Here is a 22,258-nt window from a genome sequence, read left to right on the forward strand (position 1 = left end):
CGCACCGGGCACTGACAACCGGCGCTCAGGGGGCGAACGGGCCCCGGCCCAGCTGGGTGCGGACCGGGACCACCTCCGGGTTGACCAGAGAGCGGCGCTGCCAGTTCGCCCCGTCGACCACCAGCGTGTGCCCGGTGATGAACCGGGCGTACGGAGAGGCCAGGAAGGTGGCCGCCCAGCCGAGTTCGCGCGGGGCGCCGACGCGCAGGGCGGGCTGGCGCGCGTCCTTCGCGTCGGGCGCGGCGCGCTCCAGGCCGCCGCGGACGTCCGCGCTCATGTCGGCGTGCGGGAACAGGCCCGGGACCAGCCCGTTGACCTGGATGCCGTAGGGGCCCCACTCGACGGCGAGGGTCTCCACCAGGTTCTTGACGCCGGCCTTGGCCGCCGCGCTGTGGGCGAAGCCCGGCCCGCCGGTCCAGGCGTACGAGGCGCCGATGTTCACGATGGACCCGGGCGTGCCGGCGCCGAGGTGGCGGCGGGCGAACTCGCGCGTCATGAACCAGGTGCCGGTCAGGGTGATGTCGACGACCGCCCGCCAGGCGTTCGGCGACAGGTCCTCCGCGGGGGAGGGGAAGTTGGCGGCCGCGTTGTTGACCAGGACGTCCGGCAGGCCGAGCGCCGCCTGCGCCGCGTCGAAGACCTCCGCGATCCGCTCCGGGTCCCGGATGTCGCAGACGGCGGCCGTCACCCGGCCCGCGCCGGGGACGGCCGCCAACTCCTCCCGCGCCGCCTTCAGCTGCTCGGCGCGCCGGCCGGCGATCACCAGATCCGCGCCGAGCCGCGCGAACTCGGCGGCGATGGCCTTGCCCAGCCCGGTCCCGCCGCCGGTCACGAGGACCACCCGCCCCCCGTAGGTGCCGGGGGGCAGGGCGGCCGCGCCGAGCGGCGGGGGCGCGGGCAGCCCGCGCGGGGTCTCGTCCGTCATGGGGGCATCGATAGCGCGCGGGCGCCGAGATCACCATGCCCGTGACGGGGTCAACCCTGCGGCGTGTACGCCTGCTTGCTCGCGCAGGTCCACACGACGGCGGAACCCTTCATCGTCTCCCAGTCGTAGAAGTTCCCGCCCACCCGGTCGTCGTCCGAGGCCGCGTACGCCGAGCTGCGCGAGTCGGGGCCGGTGCCGGCGGGGTGGGGGAGGGCCAGAGGGGCTCCCGTGCCCGGCCAGTACGCGGCGTGGAGGTGGTTGGGGTAGCCCTCGACGAAGGTGACGGCCGAGCCGACGACCACGTTCGTGGCCGGGCTGAGCCCGTCGAAGGTCACCTGCTCGAAGCCCTTGACCCGGCCGGGGTCGTTCGGCAGGGCGTCGTACGGCTTCTTCCAGACGGCCGGCTTGCGCTCCTGCCAGTCGCGGTAGCTGCGGTCCTCGTGGCCGACGACCCGCCCGCGGTCGTCGATGCCGCTCGCGGTCGTGCCGACCGTGTGGTCGTCCTCCGTCCACACCTGCAGGCTGTACGGCGGGTACCCGCCCCCGGCGGGCCAGACGACCGGAAAGGTCTTCCCCCGGAGCTGGTCGTCCTCCTCGTAGGAGGTCCGCGCCGTTCCCACGATGTCGCCGCGCGCGTTGATCCCGTTCACCGAGACGATCCTGGTGCTCGGGTGGGCGTCAGCGGGCACGGGCAGTTCGCGCACCACCGCGCCGTTCAGCCACTCCTTGGCGACGCCGCCCTCCATGCCCACGGAGCGGCCCGCGTCGTTGACGTCCGTCACCGTGCCCGAGGCGGCTCCGCCGCCGATCAGCCGGACCGCGGCCGCACCCTTCTGGTACGTGAACCCGTACGGGGTGTCGGAAGCGCCGGCCCGGCGGAGCACGCCCACCATCAGGCCCTTGGCGTTCACCGCGCGGACCTCGCCGGACACGAAGCCCTCGGGCAGCGGGACGGCGTGCACCGCGTGGTCGGCGGTCCAGTACGCGGGCAGTCCGAGGCTCTCGCCGGCCACCAGGCCGCCGGCCCCGAAGGCGCGTACGGACCCGTAGGCCGGCGAGGGGCCCTGAGCGAGGGCAGGCAGCCGGAGGACGTCCGGCGTGCACGCGGTCCCGGCGGCCGCGGCCGGGGTGGCCGCCGTGATCAGACCGGCCAGAACGACGGCGGCCGCGGCCGCGGACGTGCTTCTTCTCATGTGGTGGTCCCCCCTGGACTCAAGTCATGACGAGTGCACGCCACATGTTGCCTGACGGGGGGCTGAAGTGGCCGGATTGACGCGTGGTGTTTCGGTCCGGGCGGGAATCCGCCCCGCAGGCGGTTCCCAGAGCAGCAAGCGACCGCTTAGTATGCCCGCGGAGCGTGGTTCCTCGACGGCGGCTGGAGGCCCCGGATGCAGGCATGGCGAGTACATACCCCCGGCGAACCCCGAGAGGCCCTGCGCCTTGAGGAGATTCCCGAACCGGTCCCCGGCGAGGGTGAGGTGCGGCTGCGGGTGCTCGCGGCGAACCTCAACTTCCCCGACGCGCTGCTCGTCCGCGGCCAGTACCAGATCCGCCCGCCGCTGCCCTTCACCCCCGGCGTCGAGATCTGCGGCCTCACCGACGACGGCCGCCGCGTCATCGCCACGCCGAGCCTGCCCCACGGCGGCTTCGCCGAGTACGTGACCGCGTCCGAGCGCGCCCTGCTGCCGGCCCCGGAAAGCCTCGACGACGCCGAGGCCGCGGCCCTGCACATCGGCTACCAGACCGGCTGGTTCGGCCTGCACCGCCGGGCCCGCCTCCAGGCCGGCGAGACCCTGCTCGTGCACGCCGCCGCGGGCGGGGTCGGCAGCGCCGCCGTCCAGCTCGGCAAGGCCGCCGGGGCCACCGTCATCGGGGTCGTCGGGGGCAAGGCCAAGGTGCGCACCGCCGAGGAACTCGGCTGCGACCTGGTGATCGACCGCACGAGCGAGGACGTCGTCGCCCGGGTGAAGGAGTTCACCGGCGGGCGCGGGGCCGACGTGGTCTACGACCCCGTCGGCGGCGACTCGTACACCGCCTCCGCCAAGTGCGTGGCCTTCGAGGGCCGGATCGTCGTCGTCGGCTTCGCGAGCGGCACCATCCCGGCCCCCGCCCTGAACCACGCCCTCGTCAAGAACTACGCGATCCTCGGCCTCCACTGGGGCCTGTACGCGGCCAAGGACCCGGCCTCGATCCTCGCCTGCCACACCGAACTCACCCGCCTCGCCGCCGAAGGCGCGATCAAACCCCTGATCAGCGAACTCATCGAACTGCCCGCCGTGGCCGACGCCGTACAGCGCCTCGCCGACGGCGCCACCACCGGCCGGGTCGTCCTGGCCATGACCCGGCAGCCGGGTGCGTCCCGATGACCGCGATCACCGCCGAACACCTGCTCACCCGCGTCCGGGACCTGCTCGCCGCGCACCCGCCCGCCGACACCGACCGCGCCGACTTCCTGCGGGCCCGCTTCGACGCCGGCCTCGCCTGGGTCCACTACCCCGAGGGCCTCGGCGGACTCGCCGCGCCCCGCACCCTCCAGGCCGTCGTCGACGCCGGACTCGAAGCCGCCGGCGCCCCCGACAACGATCCGCGCCGGATCGGCATCGGCCTCGGCATGGCCGCGCCCACGATCCTCGCGTACGGCACCGACGAGCAGAAGCGGCGCTTCCTGCGTCCGCTGTGGGTGGGGGAGGAGGTCTGGTGCCAGCTCTTCAGCGAGCCCGGCGCAGGCTCCGACCTCGCCGCGCTCGGCACCCGCGCGGTCCGCGAGGCCGGCACCGGCGACTGGATCGTCGACGGGCAGAAGGTGTGGACCTCCAGCGCCCACAGCGCCCGCTGGGCCATCCTGATCGCCCGGACCGACCCGGCGCTGCCCAAGCACCAGGGCATCACGTACTTCCTCTGCGACATGCACGCCCCCGGGGTCGAGGTCCGGCCGCTGCGCCAGATCACCGGCGAGGCCGAGTTCAACGAGGTCTTCCTGACCGGCGTCCGGATCCCCGACAGCCACCGGCTCGGCGCAGTGGGCCAGGGCTGGGAAGTCGCCCGCACCACCCTGATGAACGAACGCGTCTCCATCGGCGGCATGCGGATCCCGCGCGAGGGCGGCATGATCGCGTCCGTCGCAGCGGCCTGGCGCGAGCGGCCCGAGCTGCGCACCCACGCCCTGCACCAGCGCCTGCTCGGACTGTGGGTGGAGGCCGAGGTGGCCCGGCTCACCGGCGAACGGCTGCGCCAGCAGCTCGCCGCCGGACAGCCCGGCCCCGAGGGCTCCGGGATGAAGCTCACCTTCGCCCGCCTCAACCAGGAGATCAGCGGCCTGGAGGTGGAACTCCTCGGCGAGGAGGGCCTGCTGTACGAGGACTGGACGATGCGCCGGCCCGAGCTCGTCGACTTCACCGGCCGCGACGCCGGCTACCGCTACCTGCGCGCCAAGGGCAACAGCATCGAGGGCGGCACCAGCGAAATCCTCCTCAACATCGTCGCCGAACGCGTTCTCGGCCTGCCCGCCGAGCCGCGCGACGACAAGGACCTCGCCTGGAAGGACCTGGCCCGATGAGCACTGCGTTCGACCTCCTCTACTCCGAGACCGAGGAGGAGCTCCGGTCCGCCGTACGGGCCCTGCTCGCGGACCGGTGCGCACCGGCGGACGTCCTCGCCCGGGCGGAGACCGGCCGGCCGCACGACCCCGCGCTGTGGCACACGCTCGCGGCGGAGATCGGCGCCGCCGGGCTGCTCGTACCGGAGAAGCTCGGCGGCCAGGGCGCGGGCCACCGGGAGGCGGCCGTGGTCCTGGAGGAGCTGGGGCGGGCGGTGGCCCCGGTGCCGTACCTGACGAGCGCCGTGCTCGCGACGGAGATCCTGCTGGGCTGCGACACCCAGGAAGTCACCGGACTGCTGCGGGAGTTGGCCGCGGGCCGGCAGGTCTGCGTCCCCGCGCTGCCGCTGACGCAGGCTCCGGGCGCGCCGCTGCCGGCCGCCGTACGGGACACCGGCGGCGGGATCCTGACCGGCACCGTCACCTCCGTGGCGGACGCGGTGGCCGCCGACGTCCTGCTGGTCCTCGCCGACACGGGGCTGTACGCGGTCCCGGCGGACGCGGTCTCGCTGACGGAGGCGGTCCCGCTGGACCTGACCCGCCCGCTCGCCACGGTGAGCCTGGAGGGCGCCGCGGGAACCCGGCTCGCGGACCCGGCGACGGCGCGGGCGGCGGTGGCCGGAGCGCTGCTCTCGGGCGCCGGACTGCTGGCCTCCGAGCAGCTCGGGATCGCGCAGTGGTGCCTGACGGAGACGGTGCTCCACGTGCGCGGCCGCCACCAGTTCAACCGGCCGGTCGGCTCCTTCCAGGCGCTGAAGCACCGGCTGGCGCGGCTGTGGCTCGACGTGGCCTCGGCGCGCGCGGCGGCCCGCGCCGCCGCGGACGCCCTGGCCACCGGGGCGCCCGACGCCCCGCTCACGGTGGCCGTCGCGCAGGCGTACTGCTCCGGCGTCGCGGTGCGGGCGGCGGAGGAGTGCGTGCAGCTGCACGGCGGCATCGGCATGACCTGGGAGCACCCGGCCCACCTCTACCTCAAGCGTGCCAAGAGTGCGGCCGCGACCCTCGGCACCCCGGGCCACCACCACACCCTGGTGGCCGACTTCGCGGAACTCCCGGCCCCGTAGGGATCGGCCCCGCCTCGGGCGGCCCGCCGGCCGGTCCCTATCCTCGCCGCATGCCCCCTGTGATCACCCGCCTCGACGCCGACCGGATGGCCGCCCACCGCGAGGAGCTCGCCGACCTGCTGCTCGCCGTGGTCCGCGGCGGGTCCTCCCTCGGCTTCCTCGCCGACCTCGACCACGCCGGGGCGGCCGCCTGGTGGGACGGGCTGGCTCCCGCCGTCGAGCAGGGCTCCCTCGCCCTGTGGGTCTCCCGGGGCGGCGGGGGCCGCATCGACGGCACCGTCAGCTGGTACCGCGAGTCCAAGCCCAACGGCCGCCACCGCGCCGAACTGCGCAAGCTCATGGTGCATCCGGCAGCGCGCGGCCGCGGCACCGCCCGCGCCCTCCTCGCCGAGGCGGAACACGCGGCCGCGCGGGACGGAGTGCTGCTGCTGGTCCTCGACACCGAGACGGGCAGCGGGGCCGAGCGCGTCTACCGCACCGCGGGCTGGACGGAGGCCGGCACCATCCCCGACTACGCCGCCGACCCGGCCGGCCGGCTGCACCCCACCACCCTCTTCTACAAGCACCCCGAGCCTTTGAGGTGACCTCGCCCGCCGCGCCGCGTTAGACCCCGTGGCGCGGACCACCGAGCGAGGGAGACCGTATGTACGCCACACCCGCCTCCGCAGCACTCACCCGCCGCACGGTCCTTCGTACGGCCTTCACCGCGGCGGTGCTCGCCGGTACGGCCGCGGCCCTGGCGCCCGTACTGCGCGCCCGCCGCCCCCGGCAGACCCTGACCCCGGCCCCCCTCGCCGAGGAGACGTACCGGGGCCGGCACATCGCCGTGGACCTCGCCGGGGTCCGCATCGACGGCCGCCCCCTGCACGTCATGCGCCGCGCGGACGGCAGCTACCTGAGCGGGATCAACCACTTCCAGTCCTTCGGGACCCCGCTGGAACTCGCCCGCGCCGCCGTCGACGAACTCGGCACCACCCAGCTGGCGTTCGCGGCCCCGCACCACGGCTGAGGAGCCCCGCATGTACACCCGGCAGAACCAGAAGAACCTGACCAGCGCCCAGAAGAAGCGGTTCACGGCGGCCGTGCTGGAGGTCAAGCGCACCGGCGCGTACGACGACCTGGTGCGCACGCACGACAAGTACTTCGTGCCCGACCGCGACAGCAAACTGCGCGTCGGGCACATGTCCCCGTCCTTCTTCCCCTGGCACCGGCGCTACCTGCTCCAGTTCGAGCGGCTGCTCCAGGCCGTCGATCCGGGCGTCTCGGTCCCGTACTGGGACTGGACCTCGGACAACAGCCCGGTCTCCTCCGTCTGGGCCGAGGACTTCCTGGGCGGCACCGGCCGCGAGGGCGACCGCCGGGTGACGACTGGCCCGTTCGCCTACGATCGGGGCAACTGGGAGATCACGGTGGGCATCACGGAGGCCCGCTTCCTGACCCGCAACCTCGGCCGGCCGCAGAACCCGATCGCCCTGCCCACCGCGGCCGAGCTCCAGTGGGCGCTCGACGACCCGACGTACGACACCTCGCCCTGGGACTCCACGGCCCGGGGCGGCGGGTTCCGCAACAAGCTGGAGGGCTGGGCGGCGCCGAAGAGCGAGCGCTGGCGCAACCACAACAAGGTGCACCAGTGGATCGGCGGCCACATGACGGGCGGCACGGCCCCCAACGACCCGGCGTTCTGGCTGCACCACGCCTTCGTGGACCTGCTCTGGGACCGCTGGCAGCTGAAGCACCCCGGCTCCGGCTACCTGCCCGCCGCCCCGCTCGCACCGGGCGACCTCCAGCGCGGCCGGGTGATCGCCCTGGACGAGCCGATGCCCCCGTGGGACCTCACCCCGCGCGACATGCTCAGCCACCAGGGCCTCTACCGCTACGAGTGACGACCGCGGGAAACGGGAAGGGCCCCCGCCGTGCGGCGGGGGCCCTCGGTCCTCGATCCGGCCGTCAGCCGCCGTAGCCCTCGGTGTGGTGCTCGCCGCCACCCGAGGCGTTGACGCAGGTGTTGCCGAACGCCGGGTTCAGCAGGGCGATCACGTTCACGGTGTTGCCGCAGACGTTGACCGGGACGTGCACCGGAACCTGGACCAGGTTGCCCGAGAGGACACCGGGGGAGCCGACCGCCGCACCGTGCGCTCCGGCATCGGCGACGGCCAGACCGGCACCGGCGGCCAGGGCGCTACCGGCAACAGCGGTGACGGCGACTGCCTTCGCGATACGCGACATCAAGATCTCCTCGTGAGCTGTGTGGGTGCCACAGGGGTCTGTGGCGTGTGACATGGCGTACAACGCGGCCGAGGCCCAGCGGTCACGGTCGCTGGGCCTTGGTGATGAAGGAAAATCGCACGGAGGCGAAGTACGGCTTGATCTGACCCGCGGCGCCCGGCTCCAGCACCGCCGCCGGGCTGCCCGCGCAGCCCGGCTCCCGGTAGAAGGTCGCCGTCCCGCGGGTGGAATTGGTGGCGGCCCTGGAGCCGCCGCCGTGCGCCGCCACACAGCCCTGCGGGGCGGCGATGCCGTGGACCTTGTCGTCCTGGCCGACGTACTGGAAGCCGGGTCCGGCCGCGGCCCCCGCCGGGCCCGCCGCCACGAGCAGCAGCAGGGGCAGGAGCACGGGGGCGAGCGGGGTGACCGGCCCGGCGGCCCGGACGAGGCCGCGGACACCGGGGTGGATACGCATGGATCGCATGCCGGTCCAACCCGGACCGCCCCGCGCCGGGTCACGCCTTGTCACCCCTCGCAGGCCTGTGCGACCGTGCCCGGGAGGCGGAACACCGCATTCGGGCCCTCGCCGCGAGGGCGGTTCGACGGAGGAAACGATGAGCGCAGCGGGCGGCAGCGGCCGGCCCCGGGTCAGGACCGGGTACGGCGTCGTCGAGGGCCGGACCGGCCCCGGCGGGACCGCCTCCTTCCGGGGCGTCCCGTACGCCGCCCCGCCCGTCGGCGCCCTGCGCTTCGCCGCGCCCGCACCCCCGGCCGCCTGGGCGGGCGTACGCGACGCCGGCGCCTTCGGGCCCACCGCGCCCAAGGTGCCCTACCCGCCGAAGTTCGCCGCCCTGCTGCCCGACCCGGAGGTCCCCGGGGACGACTGCCTGAACCTCAACGTGTGGACCCCGGACCCGGCGCCCGGGGCCCGGCTGCCCGTCATGGTGTGGCTGCACGGCGGGGCGCTCACCCGCGGCTCCTCGGCCGTCCCCGTCTACGACGGCTCGGCCTTCGCCCGCGACGGGGTGGTGCTCGTCTCCGTCAACTACCGCCTGGGCGTCCTCGGCTACGGGCTCTTCCCCGACGCCCCCGCCAACCGCGGGCTGCTCGACCAGATCGCCGCTCTGAACTGGGTCCGGGACAACATCGAGGCCTTCGGCGGGGACCCCGCCCGCGTCACCGTCTTCGGCGAGTCCGCCGGAGCCATCAGCGTCGGCGCCCTGCTCGGTGCCCCGCGCGCCACCGGGCTCTTCGCCCGGGCCGCCCTGCAGAGCGGGGCTCCCGAGGTCCTGCCGCGCCAGAAGGTGCGCGCCATGGTCCGGCGGATGGCCTCGCTGCTGAAGGTCCCGGCGACCGCGCAGGCCTTCGGCGCCACCGCCCTGCCCGACCTGCTCGCCGCCCAGGGCGCCGTGCTGCGCCGTTCCAGCCCGCTCGCCGCAGGCCCGGCCTTCGGCCTCGTCGCCGACCCGGACACGCTGCCCGGGGACCCGCTGGAGGCCGCGAGGGCGGCGGACGTGCCCCTGCTCCTGGGCTGGACCACCGAGGAGTACCGGCTCTGGCTCGCCCCCACCGGCGCGCTGCCCGTCATGGACCGGCTCGGTCCGCTCACCCTGGCCCTGGCCCGCGCCCGCAGCGGCAAGGACCGGGCCGCCGTACGGGCGCTGCGCGCCGCGCTGCCGGGGGCGGGAGCGGGCGAGCTCGCGGGGCAGCTCCTCACCGACCGGCTGCTGCGCGATCCGCTGCGCCGGCTCGCCGGGGCGCGCCGCTCCGCCCCGAGCTTCCTGTACGAGTTCGGCTGGCCCTCGGGCGTACCGGGCCTCGGCGCCTGTCACGCCCTGGAGCTGGGTTTCGTGTTCGACACGCTCGACGTGCCGGAGTCCTCCTGGCTGGCCGGGCCGGACGCCCCCCAGGAACTGGCCGACCGGATGCACGCGGCCTGGGTGCGCTTCGCCGTGACCGGGGACCCGGGCTGGACGGCCTGGGACGGCAACGGCCCGCCGATGGTGTTCGGCGGGCCGAGGCGCGAGGAATCGATCGCGGCGGTTACTCCACCGGTCCTTCCATGACCTTGCTGATGAACTGGATCGGGCCCTCGCCCATGTTCGGCACGTAGGTCTTGGCGTTGTGCTGGCCGCCGGGGATGATCCTCATGCTCGTGTGGATCGGCCCCTTGCCGTACGTCGCGATGAACTTCTGCACGTCGGGCAGCGTCTTCTTGTTGCTCTCGTTGTCGCCGACCTGGAAGGCCAGGTAGACGTCGGGCGAGCCCTTCTTGTCGATCAGGGCCTTGGCCAGGAGCTCCGGGTTGTTCTCGGCCTTCTCCTTGTCGTGGCCCTTCCACAGCGAGGAGTCGGGCACGATGTCCGGGCCGGAGCAGATCGCGGCCTTGAACTTGTCCGGGTGCTTGAGCACGGCCTTCAGGCTCGCGAAGCCGCCGGTGGAGGAGCCCATGTAGGCCCAGCCGTCACGGGACTTGACGGTGCGGAAGTTCGCCTTCACCAGGTCCGGGACGTCCTCGGTCAGCCAGGTGCCCATCTTCGGCTGGTCGGGGATGTCGGAGCCGTCCCAGTAGACGCCCTTGTCGTCCGGGCCCGGGTTCAGCACGGGCATGGCGAGGATGAAGGGCTTGCTCTTGCCCTCGGCGTACCACTTGCTGATGCTGGTCTGGAGCCCCAGGTCGGTGCCCATCCAGTAGTTGTTCGGATAGCCGGCGCCGCCGGGCAGGGCGATCATGACCGGGAAGCCGCTCTTGGCGAACTTCGGGTCGTTGTACTCCTTGGGCGCCCAGACCCACACCTTGCCCTTGAAGCCGGACTTCTTGCCGTCCAGCGTGGTGACGGCCACGTGCGTGCCGTCGGCCAGGGTCATCGAGTTCTTGAAGTCGGCCTTCGGACCGGTGGGCATCAGGGCCTTGGAGTTGGCCGCCTGCTTCGCGGTGCCGTCGGCGCCGCCCGCCTGGCCGCCGCCCGCGGCCGGCTGCCCGAAGGAGACGTCCTTGCCCTTGTCCGTGAACGGGGGTATCTCGAAGTGGTACATCACCCCGGCCGCGATGCCCGCGAGAGCCAGGACCGAGACGCCCGCGATCAGCCAGCGCCTGCCACGGCGCGGCCGCCGCTCCTCGTACTGCGGCTCCTGCGGCCCGCCGTACGGAGGCTGCGGCGGCCCGTACGGGGGCTCGGGCTGGTACTGGGGTTCGTACTGCTGCGTGTACGAAGCGCCGTAGGGCTGCTGCTGGTACTGCCCTTCCGATCGGTACGGCTGGTGCTGTCCGTCGGGTGAGTACGACATGTGCGGTTGCTCTCCGGCTGGTGCTGCCCCGTGGGGGGATGGTCTTTTTCCCCGCCAGGGGGTGGTCTCTTCTGTTCGAAGGATGAGCCTACGTGCTACCCGGTTCCCCTTTTTTCCAGCTCTTGGGCTTCCGTAGGTCAGGGCGTTGCCCAACACCGGGAGGGCCACCGGAGTTCCCGGTCCGTTAGCCGACTGTCCCTGGCCCATGCACATGCCCCTGGGTATGGTGCCTGCGCGCCGCCACCAGAACCCCCCTGCCCGGAGGTATTTTCCGTGTTTGGCATGCCCTCGTCACGGTCCGCCCGAAAGACCGCCCTGGCCACCGCCTTCGGCCTCACCGCCGCCGGCACGGCCCTGTGGGCCGGCCTCGGCGCCGCCCAGCCCGCGCACGCGGCCGGCCTTCCGGCCCCCGACCACGTCGTCGTCGTGGTCTTCGAGAACCACGCATACAACCAGGTCATCGGCAGCTCCAGCGCCCCGTACATCAACTCCCTCAAGAGCGGGGGTGCCAACCTCACGCAGTCCTTCGGCATCACCCACCCGAGCCAGCCCAATTACCTCCAGCTCTTCTCGGGCTCCAACCAGGGCGTCACCGGCGACAGCTGCTACACGCCCGGCTTCAGCTCCGCCCCCAACCTCGCCTCCGAGCTCATCGCCGCCGGCAAGAGCTGGGCCAGCTACAACGAGACCCTCCCCAGCCAGGGCTCCACCACGTGCAGCAGCGGCAACTACGCCCGCAAGCACAACCCCTGGTTCGCCTTCTCCAACGTGCCCACCAGCACCGCGAAGACCATGACCCAGTTCCCGACGGACTACACCACCCTGCCCAAGGTGTCCTTCGTCGTCCCGAACCTGTGCAACGACATGCACGACTGCTCCGTCGGCACCGGCGACACCTGGCTCAAGAACAACCTCAAGGCCTACGCGGACTGGGCCAAGACCCACAACAGCCTGCTCGTCGTCACCTTCGACGAGGACAACCGGCTCGCGGGCAACAAGATCCCCACCGTGCTCTACGGCCAGCCCGTCACCCCCGGCAGCACCTCCTCCACCACGTACAACCACTACGACATGCTGCGCACCCTGGAAGGCCTGGCCGGTCTGACCGCCCACGCCGGGAACGCGGCGACCGCCAAGGACATCACGGGGATCTGGGCTTCCTGACCATGTACGTTGCGGACAGCCGCGGTACCCCCGCGCCCGCCGTGACCCCCGAGCCGCAGGCCGCCGTCCCGGGCACCAGCCCGGGGCGGCGGGCCGCGCTCGCCCCCACGGTGCTCGCCCTCGGCACGGTCAGCCTGATCACCGACGTCTCCTCCGAGATGGTCACGGCCGTGCTCCCGCTCTACCTCGTCGCAGGCCTCGGCCTGTCCCCGCTCGGCTTCGGCCTGCTCGACGGGATCTACAACGGCATCAGCGCCCTGGTCCGGCTCACCGGGGGCCACCTCGGCGACCGCCTCGGCCGCCACAAGGCCCTCGCCGGCCTCGGCTACGGCCTCTCGGCCCTGTGCAAACCGCTGCTCCTGCTCGCCCACACCCTCCCCGCCATCGGCGCGGTGCTCGCCCTCGACCGCACCGGCAAGGGACTGCGCACCGCCCCGCGCGACGCGCTCATCTCCCTGGCCGCCGCCCCCGAGGACCGCGGCCGGGCCTTCGGGGTCCACCGGGCCATGGACACTGCCGGCGCCCTGATCGGGCCGATCATCGCCTTCCTGATCCTGCGCGGCGCCGCCGACGGCTACGACGCCGTCTTCACCGTCAGCGCCTGCGTCGCCGCCCTCGGCGTGCTCGTGCTGGTCCTCTTCGTGCCCGGCCGGCGCACCGAGCCCGGGGGCGCCGCCGACCCCGTCTCGCTGCGCGCCGCCTTCGGGCTGCTGGGCCGCCGCGACCTGCGCCGGATCAGCCTCTGCGCCCTGCTCCTCGGGCTGTGCACCGTCAGCGACGCCTTCGTCTTCCTGCTGCTCCAGCGCGCCACCGGGATCGCCGACCGCTGGTTCGCGCTGCTGCCGCTGGGCACTGCCGCCGCGTTCTTCCTCCTCGCGCTGCCGCTGGGCCGGCTGGCCGACCGGATCGGCCGCTGGCGGGTCTTCCTCGGCGGCCACCTCGCGCTGCTCCTCGCGTACGGGCTGCTGCTGGCGGGCGGGGCGGGGCACGGCCACGCCACTGCCCTGCCGTACGCCGTGCTCCTCCTCCACGGCGGCTTCTACGCCGCCACCGACGGGGTGCTCATGGCCGCGGCCGCCGGAGCCGTGCCCGAGGAGCACCGCGGCGGCGGTCTCGCCCTCGTCCAGACCGGCCAGGCCCTCGCCCGTTTCGCCGCCTCGCTGGGCTTCGGCGCCGCCTGGACCGTCTGGGGCCCCCGCCCGGCCCTCGCGGTCGCTGCCGTACTGCTGGCCGCCGCGGCCGCCGCCTGCGCCCGGCTGCGGCCCGCGGACGCGATGGACGCCGATTCCGGCGCGCGGGCCGGCTGAGCCCTCCCGCCGCCCCCGAAGTTCCCCACATCCCCGAAAGGTCCCCATGACCCTCCAACGCCGGATCCTGATCCTCGTCTCCGCCGTCGTGCTGCTCGCCGCGGTGGGGGTGCTCGCCGTCGTACGGGCCTCCTCGCGGGCCGACGAGAAGAACCAGACGCAGGCCGGCGGGCCGCAGATCACCCGGGGCGAGGTGTCCCTGGCCCCGGCCGGGGCCGGCCGGCGGATCGTGTTCCGGAACATGGCGTGGGGCCCGCACCGCGACGAGCTGGCCACCGTCCCCGCCGACGCGCCCCGGGGCCCCCGTACCGCCTCGGGAGTGAGCTGCCTGCGCTTCTACGCTGCCGCCGGCACCGGGGTCTGTCTCCAGGCCGACAAGGGCGGGGTCCAGGAGAGCTACCGGGCCGTCGTCCTCGACGCCCACCTCAAGGAGGTCTCCGCGCACCCGCTGGCCGGCATCCCCACCCGCGCCCGGGTCTCGCCCGGCGGGCACCTCGCCGCCTGGACGGTCTTCGTCGGCGGGGACTCGTACGCCGGCACGAACTTCTCCACCCGGACCTCACTGCTCGACCTGCGCACGGGGAGGTTCGACGCCTCGCTGGAGGACTTCGAGATCCGCAAGGACGGCAAGGCGTACCGCAACGCCGACGTCAACTTCTGGGGCGTGACCTTCGCCGCCGACGAGCGGACCTTCTACGCGACGCTCGCCACCGGGGGCCAGACGTACCTGGTCCGCGGCGACCTCGCCGAACGCACCGTGACCACGCTGCGCGAGAACCTGGAGTGCCCGTCGCTGTCGCCCGACGGCACCCGGCTGGTGTTCAAGAAGCGGGTACCGGGCCTGTCGCCGGACGCCCCGTGGCGGCTGTACGTCCTGGACCTGGCCTCGATGCGGGAGAGCCCGCTCGCCGAGGAGCGCAGCGTGGACGACCAGGTGGTGTGGACGGACGACAAGACCGTCGTCTACTCCCTGCCCGGCGACTTCGGCGCCGACCTGTACTCCCTGCCCGCCGACGGCAGCGGCGCACCCGCCCCGCTGATGGCATCGGCCCTCGCCCCGGCCTTCCTCGGCTGACGCCGGGGGAGGGCGGGGCGGAGGGCCGTCGGGGCCGCTACGCCGAATGCAGGACCGTTACGCCGGGACCAGGGTCTTGCGGCGCCGCTTGCGCTGGGCGCCCGCCGACAGCTTCAGCTCGATGACCGACCGTACGGCCGGCCACTCCTCGTCGAGGATCGAGTAGAAGGCGGTACTGCGCACGGCGCCGTCCAGGCCCCGCGAATGGGCCCGGCGGACCCCCTCGCAGGTGAACCCGAGCCGCTCCATCGCGGCCCGCGAGCGTCCGTTGCGGGCGTCGGCGCGCAGCGAGATGCGGCGCACGCCCCAGGTCTCGAAGGCATGGCGGAGCATGAGCAGCTTCGCCTCCGTGTTGATGCCGGTCCCCTGGGCGCCCGGGGACAGCCAGGTATTGCCGATCTCGGCGGCATCGGGGACGGCGGTCGCCGGATCACCGAACGGGACGCCCGGCACGGCGGGCCACACCAGTGGTCCCTGCCAGTAGTCGAGGTCCAGGAACCGGGTCGAACCGACGACCCGGCCGTCGGTGGCTCTGACCACCGCGAAGGGGAGCGATCGACCCGCCGCCTGATCTGCGAGGGCGCGGTCGATGTACTCGTGGGACGCCTGCACCCCATGGGGTACGGGGGTGAAGGCGTAAGTCGTACGATCCTCGGCCCCGGCCAGGGCCAAGGCCTCGGTGTGGTGGGGGGCGAGGGGCTCGAGCCGCACGCTGCGGCCGGCGAGAAGTACGGGTACGGGCACGGAGCCTTCGGTCCTTCTGGGCGGTGGGGTGGTTGCACAGTGTGCGTCCCTGACGTCACCCCCCGCGCAAAACACGGGTGAAAGGCAACGGGCTGTCAGGTGAACGCGAGTGGCTCAATGTAGCCCCTAAATGTGCTCTCATGAACCCCCAAATTGGCAACGCCGCGGCCATGTTTTTCGATGACTTTGGTCCCCGCTCAGGAGCGTCCGCAATCCTGATCCGCGGACATCCGTTCCGGCGCGCCGCACGGGTCCCCCGGACGGCCGCCACGAAGGCCTCCAATCGGCGTACAAATGCCCTCTGACCTGCATGGATATACGGCGCGTCGAGTACGCCCCGCAGCGGTCCCCAGCGGCGGCGCGGGGGTCCGCCCGGGGCCCCTGACCGAGCCGCCGGGGGCATCGAACAGGCGGCCGTCGGTGATGTGTCCAACACCGGCCCGGGACCCTTCGGGGCACGGGCCGGAGCCGCGTCCCGCCAGAGGGCGCCGGACGGGCCTTCCGGGCGGTCCGCGACGGCTAAGGACGCGGTGACGGCGCCGTTGCGCAGGGCGACCGTGACGCCCCGCACGGGCCGGCCCGCACGGGACCGCGGCGGGCGATCTTCCCGTCGGTCCGGCCGGGCGCGCGGGACCGCAGCGGCTCGGCCCCTCGGGCGACGCCGCCGGGCAGGGGCATGACGCAGTCGGCGGCCGAGGGCATCGGCCCCGGCCCCTCCCGCGCTGCGATCGACCGCGTCGTCAACCACGGCACCGCCACCGACCCCCGGCTGCTCGTCCCGGCCGGCCCCGCCTTCGCCGCGCTCCGCCACGTGCTCTTCCGCCGGGTGACCGCGCCATCCGGCCCGGCGGCCCCCGGGCCGCGAACGCGAGGAGGCGGGGCCACCGGCGCCCGGCCCCGCCGCCGGCCCCCTACCGTCCCTCCAACGCATCGTTCCCGTACGGAGCTTCGCGGACCTCCGCGGGTCTGCGCGGACCGTCACGCCAGGAAAGCCGAGGGGCCCCCACCATGTCCGGATCCCGCATCACCTTCATCGAGGGCCAGGCCGGCCAGGGCGCCGCCCTCGCCCGGATCGCCGACCGGGTCCGCGCCCGGCTCGCCTCCCCGGAGTGCGCCGCCCTGCGCACGGCCCGGCGTCCCCTGTTCACCGGCATGGGCGCCTCGTACGCCGCCCTCGCCGTCCCCGTGCAGCAGCTGCGCACGGCGGGGGTCGTCACCCAGCGCGTGCTGTCCAGCGAGATCGGGACCGGCTCCGCGGGCTTCGACACCGACTGCCTGATCGCCGTCTCCCGGGGCGGCCGCAGCTGCGAGACCATCGCCGCCTTAGGGTGCGCCGCACCCGGCGTCACCAGGACCGCGCTGCTGGGCGTCGTACCGTCGCCGCTCGGCGAGCTGGCCGACCTGACCGTGGATCTCGGCAACGAGCCCGACTCGCGCGCCTCGACCATCGGCTACACCGGGGCGGTCGTCGCCCTCGACCTGGTCGCCGGAGCCGTCGCGGGCCGCGTCCGGGACCCCTGGGGCGACATCGCCGAGCGGACGACCGCGGTCCACCGGCAGGCCGCCGAGGTGGTGGCGGGCCTGCGCGAGCGCGGTGCCCGCTGCATCGCCTCCGACGCGGTGGCGGCCGGGGCCTCGCGCGCCTCGGCCGAGGAGGGCGCGCTGCTGCTGCGCGAGGTGGTCCGGATGACCGCGGCCGCCTCCGCCACCCGCAACTACCTGCACGGGGAGATGGAGTCGGCGGGCAACACCCTGCACCTCGTCCTCGGCGACGGCCGGGAGATCGGGCTGGCCCGCTCGCTGGCCGCCGCGGGCCACCTCACACTGCTGCTGACCACGGCCCCGGCCCGGCCGTCGGACAGCCTGTTCGTGATCCGCCTCCCCGCGGTCCCGGACGCCGTCCGGGCGGTGCTGGAGGCGGTGGTGCTCCAGGAACTGGTCGCCCAGCTCAGCGCCGAACGCGGCGTACCGATCGAGTCGTTCGTCTTCGCCAACGACGACACCAAGCAGGGCGGGCTCGACATGGCCGACTTCCAGGTGGCCGCCTACGCCCCCGCGAGCGACGCCGCAAGGGCCCCGAGCCCCTGATTTCGCCATGGTCGCAACTCAGGGGTGCTGCGGGGAATGCCCGGTCTGCCACGCTGGTTGCCCCGTCGCAAGACCGAAACCAGGGGAGCCCGGCATGACCGAGACCGTCACCCGCATCGAGTACACCCTGCCCGTGAACGACCCCGTGGCCGGGGACCAGGTCCAGCTCAGCCGTGACGACCTGTGGACGGGCCTGGTGGCCAAGGCCGCCGACCCGCGCCCCTGCGTACCGGAGATCACCGAGTGCACGGTCCTGTCGGAGGGCCCGCAGGGCCTGGTCCGCGAGATAGCCCGCGCGGGCGACCGCTTCCGGGAGGTGGTGGTCTTCGACATCGGCCACCGCGTGAGCTTCCGGCGTGCGGACCAGAAGGCGGTGTGGACGATCGACAACGTCATCGACGAGGACCCGACCGGCGCCCTCACCCTGACGTTCAGCGGAGAGTTCGAGCGCGAGTTCGCCGCGTCCCGGCTCGCGGCGATGCGTACGTCCATGGCGGAGACGGCCGCCCGCACCCTGGCCGTGATCCGCGAGTCCGCCGCGGCCTGAGACCGCCCCGGACCACCTGAGATCATCCGCACATGGACTTGGTACTGCGCCGGCTCGCGGCCGTCGGACCCTTCTTCACCGTCCCGTACGGGACGGAACCGCCCGGGGACGGCTTCCGGCCGCTGAGCGAGCTGTACGGAGCCGCGCTGGAGCCCTACGTGGCCGAGGTCGGGCGCCGGATCGGCAGCGGGCCGGGGCGCGTCGCGGCCTCGACCGCGCAGTTCGGGATCGCCTCACGGCTGTGGTCGGTCGGGCTCGGCTGCGCCGCGCTGGGCGGGCGGGTGCCGGACCTGGGCGCCGACCGCGTGTGGTGGCGGCTGCCCGGGGCGGGGTCGCTGGAGCTGTGGCTGCCCGAGCCCGGCCGGGGGGACCTGCCGGCCGACGCGCTCGGGGAGACGGTGCTCGGCAACCTCGCGGGCCTGGACGCGCGGCTGCGGGCGCGGTACGCGGTCTCGCCCCAGGTGCTGCGCGGCAACGCCGCGTCGGGGCTGGTCGGCGCGCTGCGGGTGCTGCTCGACCGGGTCCCGGGCGGCTCGGCGGTGTCCCTGGCCGCGCAGCTGCTGGCCGAGGAGGGGCCGCTCGGCGGCGCCGGTGCCTTCATCCACGAAGAGGGGCTCGGGGTGGCCTTCGTGCGCCGCAGTTGCTGCCTCTACTACCGGGTCCCCGGCGGCGGCCTCTGCGGGGACTGCGTCCTGCGCACGAGGTAGCCGGACGGGCCACCGGGGAGCTGTCGGCTCCCCGGTGGCCCGTCGCGTGCGTGTCAGTGCTTCAGTCCGCCGGAGCTCAGAACGTGAGGTTCCAGGCGTCGATCTTGCCGGTGTCCGCGTTGGCGTTGTCGTTCACGCGGAGCTTCCAGAGGCCGTTGGCGACCTCGGAGGAGGCGTTGACGGTGAAGCTCTGGACGATGTTGTCCGTACCGCCGCCGGCCCGGTTGCTCAGGGTGTAGACGGTGCCGTCCGGGGCCACCAGGTCGACCTTGAGGTCACCGGTGTAGGTGTGCTTGATGTCCACGCCCACCTTGAGCGTGGCCGGAGCGTTGCCGCTCACCCCGCTGACGGTGATCGGGCTCTCCACGGTCGCGTTGTCGTTGATCGCGAAGTCGCCGAGGTTCTCGAAGTACTTCCCGGGCGGCGGGGTGGAGCCCACCGCCTTCAGCGCGTCGACCTGGCCCTCGCCGAAGAACGAGTTGTTGGCCGCGGTACCGGTGCACCGGTTGTCGGAGGGGCAGGCGATGTCGTTGGCCTGGGTGGCCAGCTTGTCGCGCAGCTGCGCCGGGGTGATGCCGGGGTTGGTGCTGGCGAGCAGCGCGGCGACGCCGACCACGTGCGGGGTGGCCATCGACGTACCGCTCTTGGTGCCGTACTTGCCGCCCGGCACGGTGGAGTAGACGTCGCTGCCCGGGGCGGCGACGTCGATGACGCCGGAGCCGAAGTTGGAGAAGGAGGCCTTCGAGGTGCCGGTGCCGTTCGCCGCGACCGTGACCACGCCCGGGAGCTCGGTCGGGATGTCGAGGCAGGCGTTGGTGATGGTGCGGGTGACCGGCGTCGAGTCGTTCGGGCTCGCGGAGTCGGTCGTCTTGTGCGCGAGGTCGTAGTTCTCGTTGCCCGCCGCGGCGATCTGGAGGGAGCCCTTGCCCTCCGCGTACTCCTGGGCGCGCTTGACGCCCTCGATGATGGCGGCCTGGTCGATGTTGTCCGGGCAGTTGAACTGCCACGGGTCCGTGTAGTAGCTGTTGTTGGTGACCTTGAAGCCGTGGTCACCGGCCCAGACGAAGCCGCAGATGGTGTTCTCGGCGAAGAAGAACGAGTTGCCCGGTTCTGCGACGCGGACCGCGGAGATCTTCACGCCCGGGGCGACGCCGACGACGCCCTTGCCGTTCTTGGCGGCCGCGATCGTGCCCGCGACGTGCGTGCCGTGGCTGTCCACGTCCCGCCAGGCGCCCGCCCGGGTGTCCGGCTTGCCGTACGCGCAGGAGACGGAGTCGGCCGCGTTGAAGTTCGGCGCCAGGTCCTGGTGCTGGTCGTCCACACCGGTGTCCAGGATGCCGACCTTCACGGAAGGCGAGCCGGTGGTGACGGCCCAGGCCTGGTCCGCCTTGATCTGGCTCATGTCGGCGCGGACGGGCTCGCCGGCCGGGGTCGTCGACTGGGCCGGGTTGGCGGGCAGCGCCGGGTTGTAGGCGTCGGCCGGGACGTCCGAGGTACGGGTGGCCCCGACCTGCTGGACCCCGCTGACCCCGCGCATCGTCGCGGCGAAGCCGGCCGAGGAGGAGTGGGCGACGATCACGCCGATGGAGTCGAAGTTCGAGAAGACGGTGCCGCCGTTGGCGGCGACGGCGGCACGCACCGCCGAGCTGTCACCGGGGGCGGTGATCACGAGGTAGGCGCGGGTGCCGGCAACCCAGGTCGCACTCTGGGAGGTCGGCGCCGCGGCGGCCTTGCCCGCCGTCTTGGCGGGCGCGGCCGGGACGACCTGGCCTGAAGGGGAGACGGGGGCGGTGCCGGCGAGCGCGGCAGGGGCCCCGAAGGCGAGTGCCGCGCCGAGCGTGGCGGCGAGCACGAGGGTACGTCGGGGTCGGCTGGATATGTGGGGTATCAATGCGTCCTCCGAAGACGGCCCGGAGGTGCTCATGACACCTACCGGGCCGTACGAAACGAGTGGTGGACGCAAGATGTCAGACGCGTGCCCCGCTATGGAAGTACCTTTTACCGCACGACACTTAACGGCCCCGTGGCCGAAAATCGACCACGGGACCGTGTGGGGGCCGCGTGAAGGCGGTGTGAGGGCCGGCCGGCCGGGGCACCGTGGGGGCGAGCCCCGGCCCGGCCGGCCCGTGACGGGCGTCCCGGTCAGACCGGTACGCCGTCCTTGGCGCCGGCCGGCGACGGGGCGGGCACGGTGGGGAGCTCCGCGCCGTGGCCGTCGTCGATCAGCGTGGTCTCGTCGAACTCCAGTCGTCCAGCGAGGACTTCGGTCGCCCGCCCGCGGTCGAACTCCTTCGTCCAGGTGCCGATGAGCACCGTCGCCACCGCGTTGCCCGCGAAGTTCGTCAGCGCCCGGGCCTCGCTCATGAACCGGTCGATGCCCACGATCAGCCCGACGCCGTCGACGAGTTCCGGCCGGTGCGACTGGAGCCCGCCGGCCAGCGTCGCGAGCCCGGCGCCGGTCACGCCCGCCGCACCCTTCGAGGCGATGATCATGAACAGCAGCAGTGAGATCTGCTCGCCGATGGCCAGCGGCTTGCCCATGGCCTCCGCGATGAACAGCGAGGACATCGTCAGGTAGATCGCGGTCCCGTCCAGGTTGAACGAGTAGCCCGTCGGCACCGTGATGCCGACCACCGGCTTCGAGACGCCCAGGTGCTCCATCTTCGCGATCAGCCGGGGCAGCGCGGACTCCGAGGAGGAGGTCGACAGGATCAGCAGGAACTCGCGGCCCAGGTAGCGCAGCAGTGAGAACACGTTGAGTCCGGTGCACACCCGCAGCAGGGTGCCGAGCACCACGAACACGAACAGCAGGCAGGTCGTGTAGAAGCCGATCATGATGACGGCCAGTGACTTGAGCGCGTCGATGCCGGTCGCGCCGACCACCGCCGCGATCGCGCCGAACGCGCCCACCGGCGCTGCCCACATGATCATCGCCAGTACGCGGAAGACCAGCTTCTGCACGTGTCCGATCCCGCGCAGCAGGGGCTCGCCCGCCGCGCCCATCGCCTGGAGCGCGAACCCGCACAGCAGCGCCACGAGCAGCGTCTGGAGCACCTGCCCGCCGGTGAAGGCGGAGACCAGGGTGGTCGGGATGATCCCGAGCAGGAACTCGGGCGTGCTCTGCGCCCCGCCCGCCTTGGCCTGCGCCTCGCCGGCGTGCTTGACGGCCTCGGTCAGGTGCAGTCCGCTGCCCGGCTCCAGCAGGTTCCCGACGAGGAGCCCGATGGCCAGGGCCACCGTGGACATGACCATGAAGTAGCCGAGGGCGAGGCCGCCCACGGCGCCGACCTTCGCGGCCTTGCGCACCGACCCGATGCCCAGCACGATCGTGCAGAAGATCACGGGCGAGATCATCATCTTGATGAGGTTCACGAAGCCGGTGCCCAGCGGCTTCAGCTCCACGGCGGTGCCGGGCGCGGCGAAGCCGACGGCGATGCCGAGGAGCACCGCGGCGATCACCGCGATGTACAGGTAGTGGGTCTTGTCGCGTCTGCCGGCCACGGCTCGCCTCCTGGTGGTGAATACGTCCCGGGAGGACCATCGCCCGAG

At 73.4% G+C, this 22,258-nt stretch carries 21 protein-coding genes; 13 read left to right on the forward strand and 8 right to left on the reverse strand.

Annotated elements, in window-relative coordinates; translation table 11 throughout:
• Positions 1-25: 25 nt before the first annotated feature.
• Positions 26-925 carry an SDR family oxidoreductase gene (locus AB0M92_RS21550; RefSeq protein WP_366103858.1) on the reverse strand — a complete coding sequence of 300 codons (900 nt, stop codon included), beginning with the start codon at positions 923-925 and terminating at the stop codon, positions 26-28.
• A 50-nt stretch (positions 926-975) separates the two neighbouring features.
• A complete protein-coding gene (locus tag AB0M92_RS21555; RefSeq protein WP_366103859.1) occupies positions 976-2,118 on the reverse strand; it encodes a hypothetical protein in 1,143 nt (380 codons plus the stop codon).
• A 195-nt stretch (positions 2,119-2,313) separates the two neighbouring features.
• Between AB0M92_RS21555 and AB0M92_RS21560 the strand changes: the two genes are divergently transcribed.
• Genes AB0M92_RS21560 through AB0M92_RS21585 form a run of 6 tightly spaced genes read left to right on the forward strand, consistent with a single transcriptional unit; the run spans position 2,314 to position 7,467 of the window.
• On the forward strand, positions 2,314-3,291 hold the full coding sequence (locus AB0M92_RS21560; RefSeq protein WP_366103860.1) for an NADPH:quinone oxidoreductase family protein: 978 nt from the start codon (positions 2,314-2,316) through the stop codon (positions 3,289-3,291).
• Entirely contained in the window at positions 3,288-4,481 is a 1,194-nt protein-coding gene (locus AB0M92_RS21565; RefSeq protein WP_366103861.1) for an acyl-CoA dehydrogenase family protein, read from the forward strand. Before AB0M92_RS21560 ends, AB0M92_RS21565 begins: the two co-directional genes overlap by 4 nt.
• Positions 4,478-5,584: an acyl-CoA dehydrogenase family protein gene (locus tag AB0M92_RS21570; RefSeq protein ID WP_366103862.1), complete on the forward strand. Its 1,107-nt coding sequence runs from the start codon at positions 4,478-4,480 to the stop codon at positions 5,582-5,584. The genes AB0M92_RS21565 and AB0M92_RS21570 overlap by 4 nt, the downstream gene beginning before the upstream one ends.
• A 50-nt stretch (positions 5,585-5,634) precedes the next feature.
• The gene (locus AB0M92_RS21575) at positions 5,635-6,168 is read left to right on the forward strand and encodes a GNAT family N-acetyltransferase (RefSeq protein WP_366103863.1); all 534 of its coding nucleotides are present in this window, start codon (positions 5,635-5,637) and stop codon (positions 6,166-6,168) included.
• 59 nt (positions 6,169-6,227) lie between these two features.
• Positions 6,228-6,593 (forward strand): tyrosinase family oxidase copper chaperone, encoded by a 366-nt coding sequence (locus AB0M92_RS21580; RefSeq protein WP_048478678.1) that lies wholly within the window; start codon positions 6,228-6,230, stop codon positions 6,591-6,593.
• Between the two features lie 10 nt (positions 6,594-6,603).
• Positions 6,604-7,467: a tyrosinase family protein gene (locus AB0M92_RS21585; RefSeq protein ID WP_366103864.1), complete on the forward strand. Its 864-nt coding sequence runs from the start codon at positions 6,604-6,606 to the stop codon at positions 7,465-7,467.
• A gap of 64 nt (positions 7,468-7,531) precedes the next feature.
• Here the strand turns inward: AB0M92_RS21585 and AB0M92_RS21590 are convergent, their stop codons facing one another.
• Together AB0M92_RS21590 and AB0M92_RS21595 are read right to left on the reverse strand one after the other, a co-directional pair.
• Positions 7,532-7,810 (reverse strand): chaplin, encoded by a 279-nt coding sequence (locus AB0M92_RS21590; protein WP_030868780.1) that lies wholly within the window; start codon positions 7,808-7,810, stop codon positions 7,532-7,534.
• An 82-nt stretch (positions 7,811-7,892) separates the two neighbouring features.
• Positions 7,893-8,273, reverse strand: a complete 381-nt coding sequence (locus AB0M92_RS21595) for a hypothetical protein (protein ID WP_366103865.1) — start codon at positions 8,271-8,273, stop codon at positions 7,893-7,895.
• A 130-nt stretch (positions 8,274-8,403) separates the two neighbouring features.
• Here AB0M92_RS21595 and AB0M92_RS21600 point away from each other — a divergent pair, with 130 nt between their 5' ends.
• A complete protein-coding gene (locus AB0M92_RS21600; protein WP_366103866.1) occupies positions 8,404-9,855 on the forward strand; it encodes a carboxylesterase family protein in 1,452 nt (483 codons plus the stop codon).
• Here AB0M92_RS21600 and AB0M92_RS21605 read toward each other — a convergent pair.
• Entirely contained in the window at positions 9,833-11,077 is a 1,245-nt protein-coding gene (locus AB0M92_RS21605; protein WP_366103867.1) for an alpha/beta hydrolase-fold protein, read from the reverse strand. The two genes, AB0M92_RS21600 and AB0M92_RS21605, sit on opposite strands and share 23 nt — an antisense overlap.
• Positions 11,078-11,359: 282 nt before the next feature.
• Here AB0M92_RS21605 and AB0M92_RS21610 point away from each other — a divergent pair, with 282 nt between their 5' ends.
• Genes AB0M92_RS21610 through AB0M92_RS21620 form a run of 3 tightly spaced genes read left to right on the forward strand, consistent with a single transcriptional unit; the run spans position 11,360 to position 14,623 of the window.
• Positions 11,360-12,241 carry an alkaline phosphatase family protein gene (locus AB0M92_RS21610; protein ID WP_366103868.1) on the forward strand — a complete coding sequence of 294 codons (882 nt, stop codon included), beginning with the start codon at positions 11,360-11,362 and terminating at the stop codon, positions 12,239-12,241.
• 2 nt (positions 12,242-12,243) lie between these two features.
• Complete coding sequence (locus AB0M92_RS21615; RefSeq protein ID WP_366103869.1) at positions 12,244-13,548, forward strand: MFS transporter; 1,305 nt, start codon at positions 12,244-12,246, stop codon at positions 13,546-13,548.
• A 46-nt stretch (positions 13,549-13,594) separates the two neighbouring features.
• Positions 13,595-14,623 (forward strand): hypothetical protein, encoded by a 1,029-nt coding sequence (locus AB0M92_RS21620; RefSeq protein WP_366103870.1) that lies wholly within the window; start codon positions 13,595-13,597, stop codon positions 14,621-14,623.
• Between the two features lie 57 nt (positions 14,624-14,680).
• Here the strand turns inward: AB0M92_RS21620 and AB0M92_RS21625 are convergent, their stop codons facing one another.
• The gene (locus tag AB0M92_RS21625; protein ID WP_366103871.1) at positions 14,681-15,367 is read right to left on the reverse strand and encodes a GNAT family protein; all 687 of its coding nucleotides are present in this window, start codon (positions 15,365-15,367) and stop codon (positions 14,681-14,683) included.
• Positions 15,368-16,375: 1,008 nt separating this feature from the next.
• Between AB0M92_RS21625 and AB0M92_RS21630 the strand changes: the two genes are divergently transcribed.
• The 3 genes from AB0M92_RS21630 to AB0M92_RS21640 all read left to right on the forward strand — a co-directional run bounded on the left by AB0M92_RS21630 (position 16,376) and on the right by AB0M92_RS21640 (position 18,709).
• The gene (locus AB0M92_RS21630) at positions 16,376-17,455 is read left to right on the forward strand and encodes a hypothetical protein (protein ID WP_366103872.1); all 1,080 of its coding nucleotides are present in this window, start codon (positions 16,376-16,378) and stop codon (positions 17,453-17,455) included.
• Positions 17,456-17,549: 94 nt separating this feature from the next.
• Positions 17,550-18,002 carry an SRPBCC family protein gene (locus AB0M92_RS21635; protein ID WP_366103873.1) on the forward strand — a complete coding sequence of 151 codons (453 nt, stop codon included), beginning with the start codon at positions 17,550-17,552 and terminating at the stop codon, positions 18,000-18,002.
• A 32-nt stretch (positions 18,003-18,034) separates the two neighbouring features.
• Entirely contained in the window at positions 18,035-18,709 is a 675-nt protein-coding gene (locus AB0M92_RS21640) for a (2Fe-2S)-binding protein (RefSeq protein ID WP_366103874.1), read from the forward strand.
• Between the two features lie 76 nt (positions 18,710-18,785).
• Here AB0M92_RS21640 and AB0M92_RS21645 read toward each other — a convergent pair whose 3' ends face one another.
• Both AB0M92_RS21645 and AB0M92_RS21650 read right to left on the reverse strand, forming a co-directional pair.
• Positions 18,786-20,561, reverse strand: coding sequence for a S8 family serine peptidase (locus AB0M92_RS21645; RefSeq protein WP_366103969.1), 1,776 nt, complete (start codon positions 20,559-20,561; stop codon positions 18,786-18,788).
• Positions 20,562-20,851: 290 nt separating this feature from the next.
• Complete coding sequence (locus tag AB0M92_RS21650; RefSeq protein ID WP_366103875.1) at positions 20,852-22,210, reverse strand: cation:dicarboxylase symporter family transporter; 1,359 nt, start codon at positions 22,208-22,210, stop codon at positions 20,852-20,854.
• Between the last annotated feature and the right edge of the window lie 48 nt (positions 22,211-22,258).

Origin of the sequence: Streptomyces sp. NPDC051582 (assembly GCF_040681715.1) — a bacterium.
In the GTDB taxonomy this organism is placed as follows: Bacteria; Actinomycetota; Actinomycetes; order Streptomycetales; family Streptomycetaceae; genus Streptomyces.

Bases quoted from the DNA above. Each gene is read 5' to 3' on its own strand.
- AB0M92_RS21600 (WP_366103866.1), top strand. From the start codon at position 8,404: ATGAGCGCAGCGGGCGGCAGCGGCCGGCCCCGGGTCAGGACCGGGTAC.
- AB0M92_RS21595 (WP_366103865.1), bottom strand. From the start codon at position 8,273: ATGCGATCCATGCGTATCCACCCCGGTGTCCGCGGCCTCGTCCGGGCC.
- AB0M92_RS21555 (WP_366103859.1), bottom strand. From the start codon at position 2,118: ATGAGAAGAAGCACGTCCGCGGCCGCGGCCGCCGTCGTTCTGGCCGGT.
- AB0M92_RS21635 (WP_366103873.1), top strand. From the start codon at position 17,550: ATGACCGAGACCGTCACCCGCATCGAGTACACCCTGCCCGTGAACGAC.
- AB0M92_RS21585 (WP_366103864.1), top strand. From the start codon at position 6,604: ATGTACACCCGGCAGAACCAGAAGAACCTGACCAGCGCCCAGAAGAAG.
- AB0M92_RS21620 (WP_366103870.1), top strand. From the start codon at position 13,595: ATGACCCTCCAACGCCGGATCCTGATCCTCGTCTCCGCCGTCGTGCTG.
- AB0M92_RS21560 (WP_366103860.1), top strand. From the start codon at position 2,314: ATGCAGGCATGGCGAGTACATACCCCCGGCGAACCCCGAGAGGCCCTG.
- AB0M92_RS21570 (WP_366103862.1), top strand. From the start codon at position 4,478: ATGAGCACTGCGTTCGACCTCCTCTACTCCGAGACCGAGGAGGAGCTC.
- AB0M92_RS21590 (WP_030868780.1), bottom strand. From the start codon at position 7,810: ATGTCGCGTATCGCGAAGGCAGTCGCCGTCACCGCTGTTGCCGGTAGC.
- AB0M92_RS21615 (WP_366103869.1), top strand. From the start codon at position 12,244: ATGTACGTTGCGGACAGCCGCGGTACCCCCGCGCCCGCCGTGACCCCC.
- AB0M92_RS21610 (WP_366103868.1), top strand. From the start codon at position 11,360: ATGCCCTCGTCACGGTCCGCCCGAAAGACCGCCCTGGCCACCGCCTTC.
- AB0M92_RS21640 (WP_366103874.1), top strand. From the start codon at position 18,035: ATGGACTTGGTACTGCGCCGGCTCGCGGCCGTCGGACCCTTCTTCACC.
- AB0M92_RS21565 (WP_366103861.1), top strand. From the start codon at position 3,288: ATGACCGCGATCACCGCCGAACACCTGCTCACCCGCGTCCGGGACCTG.
- AB0M92_RS21575 (WP_366103863.1), top strand. From the start codon at position 5,635: ATGCCCCCTGTGATCACCCGCCTCGACGCCGACCGGATGGCCGCCCAC.
- AB0M92_RS21550 (WP_366103858.1), bottom strand. From the start codon at position 925: ATGACGGACGAGACCCCGCGCGGGCTGCCCGCGCCCCCGCCGCTCGGC.
- AB0M92_RS21630 (WP_366103872.1), top strand. From the start codon at position 16,376: ATGTCCGGATCCCGCATCACCTTCATCGAGGGCCAGGCCGGCCAGGGC.
- AB0M92_RS21605 (WP_366103867.1), bottom strand. From the start codon at position 11,077: ATGTCGTACTCACCCGACGGACAGCACCAGCCGTACCGATCGGAAGGG.
- AB0M92_RS21580 (WP_048478678.1), top strand. From the start codon at position 6,228: ATGTACGCCACACCCGCCTCCGCAGCACTCACCCGCCGCACGGTCCTT.